The 14144-nt window shown below is 34.7% G+C and carries 12 protein-coding genes and 1 pseudogene; all 13 read right to left on the bottom strand.

Going from position 1 to position 14144, the window contains the following annotated elements:
• Window positions 1–2: 2 nt before the first annotated feature.
• The 13 genes and pseudogenes from B1NLA3E_RS04800 to B1NLA3E_RS04740 all read right to left on the bottom strand — a co-directional run bounded on the left by B1NLA3E_RS04800 (window position 3) and on the right by B1NLA3E_RS04740 (window position 13855).
• A complete protein-coding gene (locus B1NLA3E_RS04800; protein WP_015592713.1) occupies window positions 3–1070 on the bottom strand; it encodes a glycosyltransferase in 1068 nt (355 codons plus the stop codon).
• A pseudogene (locus B1NLA3E_RS04795) lies at window positions 1033–2199 on the bottom strand (glycosyltransferase family 4 protein). Before B1NLA3E_RS04795 ends, B1NLA3E_RS04800 begins: the two are co-directional and overlap by 38 nt.
• 20 nt (window positions 2200–2219) lie before the next feature.
• Complete coding sequence (gene galU / locus B1NLA3E_RS04790; RefSeq protein WP_015592712.1) at window positions 2220–3098, bottom strand: UTP--glucose-1-phosphate uridylyltransferase GalU; 879 nt, start codon at window positions 3096–3098, stop codon at window positions 2220–2222.
• Window positions 3099–3113: 15 nt separating this feature from the next.
• Complete coding sequence (locus B1NLA3E_RS04785; RefSeq protein WP_015592711.1) at window positions 3114–4946, bottom strand: polysaccharide biosynthesis protein; 1833 nt, start codon at window positions 4944–4946, stop codon at window positions 3114–3116.
• A 348-nt stretch (window positions 4947–5294) separates the two neighbouring features.
• Window positions 5295–5951: a CpsD/CapB family tyrosine-protein kinase gene (locus B1NLA3E_RS04780; protein WP_051120126.1), complete on the bottom strand. Its 657-nt coding sequence runs from the start codon at window positions 5949–5951 to the stop codon at window positions 5295–5297.
• Window positions 5938–6669, bottom strand: coding sequence for a YveK family protein (locus B1NLA3E_RS04775; protein ID WP_015592709.1), 732 nt, complete (start codon window positions 6667–6669; stop codon window positions 5938–5940). Before B1NLA3E_RS04775 ends, B1NLA3E_RS04780 begins: the two co-directional genes overlap by 14 nt.
• A 275-nt stretch (window positions 6670–6944) precedes the next feature.
• Window positions 6945–8744 carry an ABC transporter ATP-binding protein gene (locus B1NLA3E_RS04770; protein WP_015592708.1) on the bottom strand — a complete coding sequence of 600 codons (1800 nt, stop codon included), beginning with the start codon at window positions 8742–8744 and terminating at the stop codon, window positions 6945–6947.
• A gap of 15 nt (window positions 8745–8759) precedes the next feature.
• Entirely contained in the window at window positions 8760–9950 is a 1191-nt protein-coding gene (locus B1NLA3E_RS04765) for a nucleotidyltransferase domain-containing protein (protein ID WP_015592707.1), read from the bottom strand.
• On the bottom strand, window positions 9937–10428 hold the full coding sequence (locus tag B1NLA3E_RS04760) for a lasso peptide biosynthesis B2 protein (protein WP_015592706.1): 492 nt from the start codon (window positions 10426–10428) through the stop codon (window positions 9937–9939). The genes B1NLA3E_RS04765 and B1NLA3E_RS04760 overlap by 14 nt, the downstream gene beginning before the upstream one ends.
• A 25-nt stretch (window positions 10429–10453) precedes the next feature.
• The gene (locus B1NLA3E_RS04755; protein WP_015592705.1) at window positions 10454–10747 is read right to left on the bottom strand and encodes a lasso peptide biosynthesis PqqD family chaperone; all 294 of its coding nucleotides are present in this window, start codon (window positions 10745–10747) and stop codon (window positions 10454–10456) included.
• 2 nt (window positions 10748–10749) lie between these two features.
• Window positions 10750–11676 (bottom strand): aldolase, encoded by a 927-nt coding sequence (locus B1NLA3E_RS04750; protein WP_015592704.1) that lies wholly within the window; start codon window positions 11674–11676, stop codon window positions 10750–10752.
• 95 nt (window positions 11677–11771) lie between these two features.
• On the bottom strand, window positions 11772–11909 hold the full coding sequence (locus B1NLA3E_RS24645; RefSeq protein WP_041580310.1) for a paeninodin family lasso peptide: 138 nt from the start codon (window positions 11907–11909) through the stop codon (window positions 11772–11774).
• A 14-nt stretch (window positions 11910–11923) separates the two neighbouring features.
• Window positions 11924–13855 carry an asparagine synthase-related protein gene (locus B1NLA3E_RS04740; RefSeq protein WP_015592703.1) on the bottom strand — a complete coding sequence of 644 codons (1932 nt, stop codon included), beginning with the start codon at window positions 13853–13855 and terminating at the stop codon, window positions 11924–11926.
• Between the last annotated feature and the right edge of the window lie 289 nt (window positions 13856–14144).

Here is a 14144-nt window from a genome sequence, read left to right as displayed (position 1 = left end):
TCCTATCTGACAGTCCTTCTCATCAACTCAACTGCATTTAGTAAAATATAAAAGCCTATAGAAAATCTATACTTTGCAAAACTAAAAAAAACTTTCCAAATCATCGGAAAGTGTGATAAATCAAAGTGACGGAAACTTTTTTTGATTTTTTCATTATTAAGTATGGTATCAATTTTTTTTATTTTCTCATATTGGTTTGACTTATTATTTTTACTTATTGTATTTAACCCTAATCCCATAGTATTAAGGCAAATCCTATTATTTAATGCTAATTTATACTCTTGAGGTAAATTTTTTTCATTTAAAAAATTGGTAATTCTCTTATATAAGCTAAACCATTGGCTCAGTAATTCTGGCTTATAGTTTGAGGTTAATGAACTACTATTTTCACGCCAATAGTGATAAAAGGGCTTATTAATAAAAACAAATGAGTTAGAATAATAAAATGCTTCAATATTAAATAATGAATCCTCATTTGTACCAATTTCTTTTAAATCTATAAACGATAGCTCATTATTTTTAAGTAAATCAGTCTTATATATTTTTGACCAGACTGTACCCCATGCATCTAATAATTCAGGGTTGGCAACTTCATTTTCTAGCGGACCAATTAAACGTCTCATTAGTTTCGATTTTACTTCTTCATTATTGTAGATTACCTTTTCAGGAAGATTAAAATTCTTCTCTTTAGAGTGATTTCCAAATTCACGGAGATATGAGCACATAACGATATCCACTTTTTCAGCAATTGCGGAATTATACATAGTTTTGTACATATCCGTTTCTACCCAGTCATCAGGGTCAACAAATCCGATATATTCCCCACTCGCCAAGGACATCCCAACATTTCGAGCAGAGGATACTCCGCCATTAAACTTATTAATTATCTTTATTCGATCATCTTTTTCAGCATACTGCTCAAGGATAGTTACACTTGAATCGGTAGACCCATCATTTACCGCAATGATTTCAATTTCAGGTAAAGTTTGAGTGAGCAAACTATTTAGGCATCTGCTTAAATACCTTTCAATATTATATATAGGCACGATTATACTTACTTTTGGCTTCATTCATTTCCTCCAACATGTAGCTAGTGTATATTTTTACTAACTCCAAGCCGACTTGATCTAAAGAAAATATCTTTATTCTTTTTTCACTTTCAATCCCCATTTTTTTACATAAATCTTTTGATTGATACAATTCAATTAATTTATTTCCAAAATCAATCATATTATTTTTGGGTATTTGAAACCCATTATCGCTATCTTTAATTAGCTCATTATGTCCTCTATTATCACTTGCCACAACCGGAAGACCACAAGCCATCGCTTCCATTATGTTTACCGGAAGACCTTCTCTTAAGCTTGAAGCAACTGCAATATCACACATATTGAGGAGCTCTCCAATGTCCTTTCGAAACCCAAGAAAATCAACCATTTCTTTAACATCCAATGTTTTAGCTAGGTCTCTACACGTTTCTAATAATGGGCCTTCACCAGCTAACAAAAGTTTTGCGTTTGGTGTTTCTTCTTTTATGAATGCTAAAGCTTCAATTAATAATTTTTGATTTTTATTGTGATTAAATTCAGCAGCATAAAACATCAAAAAATCATCAGGTTTAAAACCGTGTTTTTCCTTTAATTCGTACTTTTCCTTATTGGTCACAGGTTTGAATTGTTCAGTATTTACCCCAACTCCATGAACATGTTTTATCATTCCCGCCTTAAATCCCCTGTTTATCGCGCGCTGATAATCCTCTTGATTGATCGTGATTAAACAATCCGTAAAACGGGACATAACTTTTTCAATCGGATAATAAATAAGCCAATTGATAAGTGGAGCTCCTTTACAAAAATGAAACCCATGAGCGGTATAAATCACTTTCGTACCATGCTTCCTTGAAGTCCGTGCAGCCAGTCGTGCCAGCAATCCTCCCATTGGAGTATGGCAGTGAATAATTGAATACTAGTTTTGATTTATTATAGTCTTCAAGCTTTTATAGGCAAAAAGATTCTTTTTCTTGAATGGCGATCTTTGAATCGGAATATTGTACTTTTCATCAACAAAAGGGAGCTCCATGTCACCATTAGCAGCAACATGAACCTCCCAGCCTTGTTCTTTAAACCATTTTAAATATGGCAAATGAAAAGCATGAAAATGATAATCAACTGTAGCACAGAACAGTACCCTATTTTTCATTATTCATCATCCATCCTCAGCTATTTAATTAGTTCTTTATTGACAACTGAAGAAAGGTATTCTAATAATTTATTTCTTAAATCCTCACGCTGTAATGCAAATTCAATTGTGGTTTGAATGAATCCCATTTTTTCACCAACATCATATCTGATTCCTTCAAAATCGTAGGCAAAAACTGCTTCATATTTGTTTAGTTCAGCAATCGCATCTGTCAGTTGGATTTCTCCACCTGCTCCTGGTTCTTGTTCACCTAATATTTCGAATATTCTTGGGTTAAGGATATATCGTCCTAAAATAGCAAGATTTGATGGTGCTTCTTCCTGGTTTGGCTTTTCAACCAAGCTCCTAACACGATGGAAACGGTCTTCAATGACATTTCCATCGACAATCCCATACCTAGAAACTTCATGGTCGGCAACGGTTTGAACTCCCAGGATGGATGCATTATATCTTTCGTATTGGTCAATTAACTGTTTTAAACACGGCTTTTCTGCCTTGACAATATCATCGCCTAATAATACTGCAAACGGTTCGTCTCCGATGAATTTCCGAGCACACCAGATTGCGTGCCCAAGCCCCTTAGGTTCCTTCTGGCGGATATAATGAATGTCGACAAGCTTAGAAGATTTTTGAACTTCATTCAACAGTTCAAATTTTCCCTTTTCATACAGGTTTTGTTCTAATTCAAAGGAATGATCAAAATGATCTTCTATTGCCCTTTTTCCTTTCCCAGTAACGATAATGATGTCTTCAATTCCCGATTCGATCGCCTCTTCAACGATATACTGGATCGTTGGTTTATCGACGATTGGAAGCATTTCTTTTGGCATCGCCTTTGTAGCAGGGAGAAATCTTGTTCCAAGTCCTGCCGCTGGTATAATCGCTTTCCTTACTTTCACTAATTTTCACTCCTTTTAACTAGGAATTGTCATGATTGGTTGCGACTGAGTAGCAACTCTGTTATTTGCTAAATTCAACAGTTTCTCCCTCAATGCTTCTTTATCCATGTTTGAATAATTGGCGATCAATTCTTCAATTTCATTGAAGAACAGCTCTGCTGTCTTTCCTATATAGATTTTTGGGTAAACTTGTTTATCATGAACTTCATCATCCTTTAGAAGCTCTTCAAACAACTTTTCACCAGGGCGAATTCCTGTAAATTCTATTCCGATTTCTTCAATATTATTCCCCGATAGCTTGATTAAGTTTTTGGCCAAATCAACTATTTTTACGGGCTCACCCATATCCAAGATGAAAACTTCCCCACCTCTTGCCAAGGATCCTGCTTGAATAACAAGTCGCGACGCTTCCGGAATTGTCATAAAGTAGCGAACCATTTCTGGGTCTGTAACCGTTATTGGTCCACCCTTTTCGATTTGTTTTTTAAATAGTGGAATAACACTTCCCCGGCTTCCTAGAACGTTTCCAAACCGTACTGCAACAAATTTTGTTTTACTATTCTTGTCCATGTGTTGAATAATCATTTCAGCTAACTTTTTCGTAGAGCCCATTACACTTGTTGGGTTTACTGCTTTATCTGTAGAAATCATCACAAATGTTTCCACTCCGTGCCAACTTGCCGCATTAGCAATGTTCATCGTTCCGATAACATTATTCTTGACGGCTTCTTCTGGATTTCGTTCCATTAACGGTACATGCTTGTGAGCAGCTGCATGGTAAACAACATGGGGCTGATATGTACCCATCACATCCATCATTTTTTTTGCATCTTGAAGATCGGCAATTTCAGTAATAAATTCAATTTTTGTAATACCGAAAGTTTCTTTTAGTTCCATCTCAATAGAGTAAATACTATTTTCTCCATGTCCTAGTAACACTAATTTTCTTGGAGTGAAATTTGATATTTGCCTACAAATCTCTGACCCAATTGATCCTCCTGCCCCTGTAACTAATACAACCTTATCGGTGATATATTCCGAAATACTCTCAATATTTAGATCTACCGGGTCTCTTCCTAAAAGGTCCTCTACTTGGACATCTCGAAATTGATTAACTGATATTTTCCCAGTTACCAAATCTTCAAGCATTGGTAGAATTTTCGTTTTTGCCTTTGTCTTTGCACATTCTTGAAAAATAGAATTTAACTCTTTTCGATTTAGAGAAGGAATGGCAATAATAATATTATCGATTTCTAGCTTTTTAACTGTTTTCTCAATCTCATTTACACCACCAACAACTGTTATCCCAAGTATTTCTAGTTGGTGTTTCTTTTCATTATCATCAATAAATGCTACAGGTATTAGATTTGCTTCAGAATTTTTTATTAACTGCCGTGCAACCATGGTTCCAGCAGAACCAGCACCAATAATCAAAGTACGTTTTTTATTTTGATGTGTATCAATAATTGTATCTCTCATGATTCGCCAACAAAATCTGGATCCACCAATTAAGAGAATATGTAGAGACCAAGTAACTGTTAATAAACGAAAGTATATTTCTCCTACCATCACTTGTTGAACAATAGCTGCTACCATAATAGAAAAAGTTACTACTTTAAAAATAATCAATAATTCCCCTACACTGGCATACTCCCAGGCCTTTTTATAAAGTTTATATACTAATGAAAAAAGATGATGACTCAGTAAAATGGCTATTGAACTAGCGATTATTGGAATAGTAATCACATTCAATGTTGCATTTACCAAAAATCTCCCAACAAAAATTGCAGTTATGACAATACATGAATCTATAATCATAAACAGTGATAATCTTTTTTTATATGTCATACTCTCCCCCTCATATGTGATCTATCTGTAATGTCCGGATTTCCCTACTGCCTCTTCCTTTTCAGATATCACCATATTTTTGTAAAAAAACCTTTAATAAAATGTTCTCTAGTGAAAACACATTATTAAAGGTTTTAATTAATAATTAGGGCATTTAACCCCGCCTCACATCACACTCTTGACGACCTGCGTCTAAGGTTTGTTAAACCCACAGCATGACCGAGTACCTCCATTGATAACGATAAGGAGACATCACCAGTTACACCTCTTAGTTCTTAATTAAGAACAAAAAGACTGTTAATTACCTAGTTTTTGGTTTGTCAGTACTTAAATATTTCTATTATCTATTTACTCATTCAAAATCACACCTATTATTTTTGCTTTGGCAAATGCTAACTCTTTTTTTGCTTCCAAAGCATCTTCAAGTTGTGTCCTTCCACGATTAATCACAAGAATGACTCCATCACAATGATCCGCTAATAGCTTAGAATCGGTTACTTCGAGAACTGAAGGTGAATCTATAATGACAAGATCATAGGATTGATGGGCCATTTCTAATAGTTCCTGCATCATATATGAACCTAATAATTCAACAGGATTAAGTGGTAGCGGGCCACTTGTTAACACCTCTAATCTATCGATATCAGTGGTGGTTACAGCTTCCTCTAATGGTACTCTACCTGAAAGTACATTCGTCAAACCCAATTTATTTTGACTTCTAAAGAAGATATGTGCGCTTGGGTTTCTTAAGTTTGCATCAATAAGAAGCACTTTTCTCTTCTGGGATGCTAACGAGATCGCCAAGTTCACTGCTGTGGTTGATTTACCTTCTCCACTATTTGGCGAAGTGATTAAAAAAATGCGATTTCCACCACTTGCTGATGATAAAGTAATATTGGTTTGAATTGTCCTAAACTGTTCAGAAATAATAGATTCCGGATGAGTATGGGCAACCAAATTTCGTTTATTTCCCGCATCTATGGTTCTTCGTTTATTTAAGGCCAATGGTTTCACCTCTTATCTCTAATTCCGAATAACTATTGTTTTTTTTTTTAACATTTTTATTATTCATTTTCGAAACTGTTCCTATTACCGGCAACCCCAATAGTTCTTCAACCTCATATTCTGACTTGATTGAATCATCCAAGGAATCCAATAAAAGTACCAAACCAATTCCGATAATTAATCCCAGAACAAAAGAAATCATAATGGTTCTATTTTGATTCTCATTTATAGGAAATGGAAAAACCTTTGCATCCGATAAAATAGTTACTTTATTGAAGTCAATAATATTAGGTATTTCATCCTTAAAAACCTTTGCTGTGGTATTAGCTATTTTTGCTGCTTGATTAGGGTCCGAGTCTACAACTGAAATACTCACTACCTGTGAGTTATCAATACTTGCTACCGTAATTTGTCCAGCAAGCGCTTCTGATGATCTTTCAATACCCAGTTCTTTAACAACTTTTTCCAAAACCGTTGAATCCTTAATAATTACCTGTAATGTCTTCCGATATTCGGCATCTGCATCAATAATAATCTTCGTAGATGATTGATATAAAGGTGTGGTGAAAAAGGTACTATAAATGGCACCGGCACTTGTAGCAAGAAGGGTGATAAGTATAACGATCCAGAATCTACCTTTGATCACATGATATAGTTCTTTTAAATTAATTTCCTTGGCTACTTGTTTTTGTGAGTAATTAGTTGGATTTCCCCTCATCGAACCACCCTTTTGGCTAGACTTTGATTTAACATATTTTAATTGATTTAATTTACCGTTAAGTTCTAAATAATGAACAGTCACAAGAAAAAAATAAGAATTGCGTTAATTTATAGTAGCTCATTATTTTCACAGTAATAACCCTCAAAATAGTTATAAATGTAAATATATAACATACCTAATTTTAGTTCTTTATAAAGAACGTGTCAACGATATATTATGATTTATCCGCCTATATATTTTATGACAAATTCTCTATGAAACTAGCAGGTTTTTCATAGACCAACTTCATATTGTTTATCGAGTAGATTTCGAAATACGCCTTTTTTTTCTTTAGCAAGCTGACTGAATCCACCACTTTGGATTACTTTCCCCTTATCCAACACGATCACTTGGTCTGCATTTCGTACCGTGGACAATCGATGCGCGATGACAATGATAGTCATCGACCCCTTAAGCTTTTCTAATACTTTTTGTATTCTTTTTTCGTTTTCTGTATCGAGTGCGCTTGTGGCTTCATCTAAAACAAGAATTGATGGTTTCCGTAATAATGCTCTTGCCAATACAAGACGTTGACGTTCCCCACCCGACAGCCTTATTCCTCTATCACCAATCATTGTATTTAACCCTTGAGGTAGTCTTCTTACAAAATCATCGGCAGCTGACTTTTCTAGCGCTTCCCAAATCATAGCTTCACTTGCTTTGGGTTCCATCATCAGTAAATTTTCTTTAATACTCGCATTAAATAGAAAGGGATCCTGCGGAACATAGCTGATTATTCTTCTAAACGAAAGTAAATTCCCACCTGAAAGTGGCGAATTATCAACAATAACTTCTCCTTGTTCTGGTTGATTAAGTCCCATCAATATATCAATTATGGTGCTTTTCCCAGCCCCAGAACGACCAACAATTGCTGTCATTTCATTTGCTGGAATTGTTATGTTTATATTTTCGACAGCATAAGTTAAATTATTTTTATTGTACCTAAAAGATACATTTTGACATTCTATACCCTTTATAATTTTTAAAGAGTCAGCATTTCTGTAACTTGCCTCATTTTTTATTTCAGTAGCTTCCTTACTTTCATTTTGTAAATCTAATAATGCATTGAAAGCTGGTAAGGTTGAAGCCAATTGTTCCAAACTGGACTGTAGCCCAGTTATCCTCGGCCATAGCCGAGAAAAGACGACAAGTATTAAAAGAAATTGCCCTGGTTGAGAGTTAAATATTTTCACCGAAAAAAAAATAAACACGGTTATTAATATAGTTGATGCCATTTTATAAAACACTTGTGAATTAGTTTTCAATTTAATATATTCAATCTGTTCATCAAACATACCTCGGACCACAGTACCAAGCCATGTCAAACGAGAATCTTCGAGAGTATTACTTTTTATATCTTTAATCCCATTCAGTTGATCTGTTATTCCTGCAAGATATTCTTGCGCTAACAAGGAAGTTTTCTTACCAAGATTTTGGGATTGTTTTATAAATTTACGTGAAAACAATGCCAATACAAGACCACTTATTAGAACAAAAAGTGTCATTTTTACTGATATCAAAAACGCAATAAATATTTGAATAGAGGTAAATATTATCGATGATAGAAGTAATATAAATTGGTAAGTTCCACCGGCTACACGAGCAAGTTCAATAGTCATAATGTTTACTAAATCGGATTTTCTCTTTTTTGTGTAAAAGCCCCAATTAGCATGTAATAGAGAACTATAAGTCTCCAATCTCATTTTGCCAATAAAACCTTGGCAGATTTTAGCATTCCTTATTGTTAATTTTTGATCAATCAGGTTCTGAAAAAAAATCAATAAAATATAGGAACCCAATATCATAGGTAACCCAAACTTTAACGGGAACATATCGAGGATACCAAAGAGTTTATTTAATGGAGTCTTGCCAATATTAATATCTACGATTCCAACGAAACCCAGCATTGGGACTAATAAGAAAATACCAAAACCTTCAAAAAAACTTATTAATCCCATTCCTAATATATTCCAGACCATTACTCGCCCCGAATAGGAATGAAATTTTTTTATAAAATAGAGAAACGCTGTCATGATATTTTATCCTCCCTATGATAAAACCTGTTTCCTTCTTTTTCTCCATGCCCATAAGAATGGACGCAAAGGAAAGTATAAAAAATGGAGGAGCTTTGGCAATGGTAATGTTTGGGCATCTTCAGGATATGGGAAAAGAAAACTCAATAAAAATAAAATCTTTTGCTCAAGCGACATTACTAAGAATAAATATTTTTTGTGATAAAGGGATACTTCATCAGGAAGAGGCTCGTTATGCAAATTCACAATATTCCTTACGTAAAATAATGCACTTTTCGCCAACTGATTTGACCTTCTTCGCTCCGCCAAATATTTCATCTCTACTGGGATTTTCGTAAAAAATAACCGTGAACATAGATTAAGAGCCTGACCTCCAAGATGCGAGTAATTATACCTTCTAAGTAGAATTTTTTCTTTCTTCCAATCCATTTCTTTTTTTAATAACATATCAATATCTTCTAACCACCGTAATCTTGACCAGCCGTGACGTGCTCCATGTGATACAAGGAATAAAAATAAATCCATATTTCCTAAAATATAAATTGGCTGATTGGTTGTAATAGAGCTTATTGCTTTTCTTTCCCATAATTCATTAAAGCTTGGTTCCCTTCCAGGGCCAGGATTTAATCTCCAATGTATTTCAACCTTAATTTTTTTCTGGGGATGAAAAAAGGTAAAATGATGATGTCTCCATTTCCAATCATTCAGAACCGATAAGATGTACTCATCCTTTATGTAGCCAAGTGTCGAAAGCATTTCTTCAGCTATTCCTAAATCTTTTATTGGTATGAGAATATCTAAATCTGATGATGTTCTAAGGGAAATATCCCCATATAAATGGGTAGCAAGTACGGGGCCTTTTAAAAAGAGAGTTTTAATGTTTTGGTCAGTAAATACTCTGGATAGTTGCTCTGTTTCGCCACTAAGCTGGAGCATCCTAAAGACATTCTTCTGATATTGAAAACGTAAAGCATTAATCACTTGTTTAGGAATATATTCCGGATTTATTTTACGTACTCTGTTGTAAATAATTGGAAATACTCGATGGTGAATAGTAAGTTGGATAAAATCATTCCAATTTATATCAGAAAATACACTTCTATTTTCATCGATTTTAATCTCGTCATCGGAGGTATGCAATAAAAACAGGAGTAAGCTTAATTCATTAGAAATTTGATCTATATCTTTTTGATTATTGATTTTCATCGTTATTTCCTCTTATTTCTTTGTCAATAATTCGATTAGCAAATTTGGTGACAACTGTAAATTTCTCCATTCCCTCAACTCCAGTAACATAAAACGCCCCACTTCTAAGCCAAGCATGTGCGATCATTTTTCCTTCTTCATCCTTTGCTGTCCCAAAATAAAGTGTACTTTCAATTCTACGCTTTTGTAACATCTTCATTCCGGCAATTGCTTTAACAAGGCATTGGCTTTCCCAAAAAGTGTAAATACTCATTATATGTATAACGTCTGAAACATTTTGTAGTGTCTCTCGGTTTTCTCGTATATTTTCTAAAGTAGTTTCCTCCATTTGAATTCCCAATGAAGGAGCTAATTTTTTAAATGGTATTATTTTAAGAATTCGGGCCCAGGCAAGATAAAAGAATGCTTCATTAAGCATTTTTCTTTTTCTACTATCTAAAGAAACTAAAGTTTTCACCTTTTGCAAAATAAGCACCATCCCTCCTCCTTAACTACCCTAATTCTTATTCAACTATTTGCACTAAACCCTCTTTATATAAGGTGTTAACAAAAGAAAGAACTTGTTGTTCACATTCATTGGGTTCAACTTCATATACTGAAAGTAAATTCGCTATCAAAATATCAATTTTAATTTCACTTTCCATTAAACCCCAAATATTCCCACCCAATTCCCCAAGATTATAGTACTTCCCATTTTCAATATTAAGCATTACCTTTTCTCCATCCATGTCACTTACTAAATTCCCAGGGCTTTGTACAACCCTGCTTGTTAATATAACTTCCTTTGATAAGAGCATATTTATCCTTCCTTTTCGATCAAGTGTAATATGTTTGTTACAAGTTCATCTGCTGTAAACCGTACATTTGGCCGTTGCAATTGATATAAATGTATCCTTTTTAGAATGTTTGCTGATTCTCTAAAATGCCATTCAATTAGGTCAAGGCGAGGAATTAATGTCTGTCGGAATGTATGGTTGAATAGAGTACTGAAGCGTGCAAGAGACTCTATTCGGTTTAGAGAAATATTGCTATTTTCTGTTATTACTAATTCAAATACCCCTGCAAGTGGCAAAGCCTCATCCAAAAAGCTAGATTTGACTGGCACAGCAAATTTAGTTTCTCTTTCAAATAAAGGACGATATTCTGTTGTCTTCATTCCAAATTCCTGTAAACTTTCCTGCCATAATTTTTGTTGAGGATAAGATGGAAATACGTAAGGGATCCCTTCTTTTGATAGTGAAACTGCAATAACATCATCGCTTAGAAACTGATATCCTTTTCTTATGAAAACAGAAGCGAGAGTTGATTTACCTGCACCAGATTCACCTATAAAAGCATATACCTTACCATCAATTGCAATTGCACTCCCATGTAATGTCAAAACCTTCCTCTGCATTAAGAGAATTCCCATACATGTGCCAAGGATATATAAACGAATTTTATCTTCCTCATATCCTTTTATAGGTGAAACAATTACTTTATTCCCTTCTTTTATGCAAAATATAGCAGTATCTGGAACATGGAACATCACCAAGTTATTGTTATTATCAACAAAATATCCACCTTTTTTTAATATTGACCATTTTGAGGAAAGATCTGAAACCTCCACACTTACATCATGTTTATCTTCATCTGTACTGAGTGGAATTAATTCAGGTAAAGGAATTTCACTCCTTATTGCAAGACCGAAAGATTTATAGAAAAAACATTTTAAAGTTTCAATCATCTTCTTCCTCCATCTATCTACTGAAAAAAATTTAAAAAAGCCCTTATACTATGTAAAATAAAATGTATAAGGGCCGCAGTGATTAATAAACGAAATTAACTATAATGCACCACATCATTAAGTGGAGCATCTGGATCTGGTTGAACTGCATCAGGAATTCTAATTCCTGGTCCTGCCATTGTCATACTGACATCTAACACCTCTAGAACTGGTTGTTTCCATTGCTTTTTCATGAAATCACCTCCCTTCAAGCAGATTTTTTTATAAAACGGTAAAAGATAATACTGCGCATTAAAATTCTAAAGTCTGCTTCGTAAACATCACTTGGGTTAGGATTATCCCTTAGCCTTTCTAACGCATTCTCTATGATGGACAAATTTAAAAACTGTCCAACAACTTTATCTTTACAGAGCTGTTGAATCTCCTCTACAAATATATTCCACGAAGGCAGCATACGATTAATTCCATCAGCCCCCTGTAGACCTCTCTTCTTTTGATTTAACCTTATATTATTTGGTAAGTAATTCTTCGTTGACCTACGAATCAAGGAACGATCTTGACCATCCTGGACGTATTGATCTTCAGGCACAGATAAACAGAACTGGATGACACGGAGATCATTTGTCGGGTCTCTTTCCCATACCCCGTGCTTTAAAGACAACTTAGTTGCATAAGTTCCATTAATAGCCCAGTAATATAATTGTTCGAACTGTGTTTTTTTCATATCAAAAGCGTTTGGCAGAGCAGTACCTGTTATATCAACTTTTTGTTCATGAAGTTTTTCTAACACCTTCATTTTTTTTGCAAAGTCTGGATTAATGAGCATTGGATAAGAATAATCACCCGCCATTGATTGGTGGAGAAATGGAAATGCCTTTTTTCCAACGACAGAAATGATTCGTGATTTCTTCCCCCCTAACCTCTGACTAAAATAATAGATTTCCCGAGAAAGTTTAATTAGTTTTAGCCTTTTTAAAAGCAGAGCTTGGTATTCTAATGCGTGTCCCCAAGAGATCGTCCAATTTCCCCGTTGGCCATTAAGCAGTACACCTATTCCTTGCTTTGATGCTTCTTCATAAATTCCTTTAAGCCAGTAACTGTTTTCATAATACTTATAAGGCATCTCCAAAGCATCAATCCAATCATCCACTTCTGAGAGTGAACTTTTCTCATTGAAATCTAGATAATTAGGTTTTATATTACCTACAAAATCGACCGTCGATTGAATAAAGGGTCTTTCATCTGGTATTCTACTAATATCCGTCCAATCTTCAAATCCTTCAACAGGCACATAACTAAACGAATGCAACTCCTTATTCTCACTTCGTAATGCATTTGCCGCAAAACTAGCTACCGAGCCCGAATCCAACCCACCACTTAGATGGGCTCCAACTTTTCGGTGGGTACGCAAGCGGTCGGTTACCGCACGTTGAAATACTTCACGGAAGGCTTCTTCATATTCTTCATTCGAGTTTAATTTTAGTTTCTTGCCTTCTTTGAGCAAACTATATCTTGTAAATATTACTCTGCCATCTTTCACCCTCATTGAATGTGAAGGTGGGATTTGTTTAATATTTTTGTACACCGTCGAAAAAACATCTACCGATTCAAAATTAAGGGGTATTGCTAAAAACTCTGCCAACCACTCCTCATTTAGCTCCTTTTTTATAAAAGGAAGTGTTAATAGGGGTAACATAACTGTACAGAAGGCAATCCGGTTTTGCTCTTGATAATAATAAAGCGTCCTAGTCCCAGAGAAATCCCTGGCCCCAAACAGTTTCTGCTCCCTCTTATCCCAAATCATAAAAGCAAAATCGCCGACTAAATATTTGGGGCTGTCTTCCCCCCATTTATAGTAAGCCAATAAAATCAGTTGACTATCGGTCATGGTTTTCCTTTTTGTTCGATCTACATTTAGTAAATCGAACAACTCATTACGATTGTCGATAATTGCATCCGCAGTAATAGCAACTTGTCGTTCTGAGTCGTAAAGCGGTAATCTTTCGCCTATGGATTCAGGTGTGATCCACTGGGCATGGCAGCCAAGGAATACATTATCCTTATACCACGTCTGAATGTCATCAGCAGGAAACTTCTGCAACTCCTTCATCATGCAAAGGCCATGTTCATGTGGTACTGGTTCTCCATTTACATGATAAATACCGGTGATGGCGCTCATTTTTTTCCTCCTGTAAAATCGCAACGGTCCGCAACTTATTATTAAAAATTTTATTTATATGTATTTATAACAATCACTTATATAAGAATTAACTCCAAGTTAATAATATTAACCGTTCTTTTTTAAGAACATTTATAACAAAAAAATAGTAAAGAACTCATAGGAAGAGGATTCCTATGTATCATTTACTGATGATCTAATTAAATAGCTTTACAATGTATTAATCATTAATCTGATAGTCACTTATTCTATATAAAGAACATATCCTAAAAATAAAATATCATCTATC

The organism is Bacillus sp. 1NLA3E (assembly GCF_000242895.2).
Taxonomy (GTDB): Bacteria; Bacillota; Bacilli; order Bacillales; family Cytobacillaceae; genus Bacillus_BU.
Note: the sequence above shows the minus strand (reverse complement) of the source record. Positions and strands in the feature narration are given on the sequence as shown.

Excerpts from the sequence above, each read along its gene's own strand:
- B1NLA3E_RS04785 (WP_015592711.1), bottom strand. The coding sequence starts at position 4,946 with ATGACATATAAAAAAAGATTATCACTGTTTATGATTATAGATTCATGT.
- B1NLA3E_RS04750 (WP_015592704.1), bottom strand. The coding sequence starts at position 11,676 with ATGATTGAAACTTTAAAATGTTTTTTCTATAAATCTTTCGGTCTTGCA.
- B1NLA3E_RS04755 (WP_015592705.1), bottom strand. The coding sequence starts at position 10,747 with ATGCTCTTATCAAAGGAAGTTATATTAACAAGCAGGGTTGTACAAAGC.
- B1NLA3E_RS04760 (WP_015592706.1), bottom strand. The coding sequence starts at position 10,428 with ATGGTGCTTATTTTGCAAAAGGTGAAAACTTTAGTTTCTTTAGATAGT.
- B1NLA3E_RS04770 (WP_015592708.1), bottom strand. The coding sequence starts at position 8,744 with ATGACAGCGTTTCTCTATTTTATAAAAAAATTTCATTCCTATTCGGGG.
- B1NLA3E_RS04800 (WP_015592713.1), bottom strand. The coding sequence starts at position 1,070 with ATGAAGCCAAAAGTAAGTATAATCGTGCCTATATATAATATTGAAAGG.
- B1NLA3E_RS04775 (WP_015592709.1), bottom strand. The coding sequence starts at position 6,669 with ATGAGGGGAAATCCAACTAATTACTCACAAAAACAAGTAGCCAAGGAA.
- B1NLA3E_RS24645 (WP_041580310.1), bottom strand. The coding sequence starts at position 11,909 with ATGAAAAAGCAATGGAAACAACCAGTTCTAGAGGTGTTAGATGTCAGT.
- B1NLA3E_RS04765 (WP_015592707.1), bottom strand. The coding sequence starts at position 9,950 with ATGAAAATCAATAATCAAAAAGATATAGATCAAATTTCTAATGAATTA.
- B1NLA3E_RS04740 (WP_015592703.1), bottom strand. The coding sequence starts at position 13,855 with ATGAGCGCCATCACCGGTATTTATCATGTAAATGGAGAACCAGTACCA.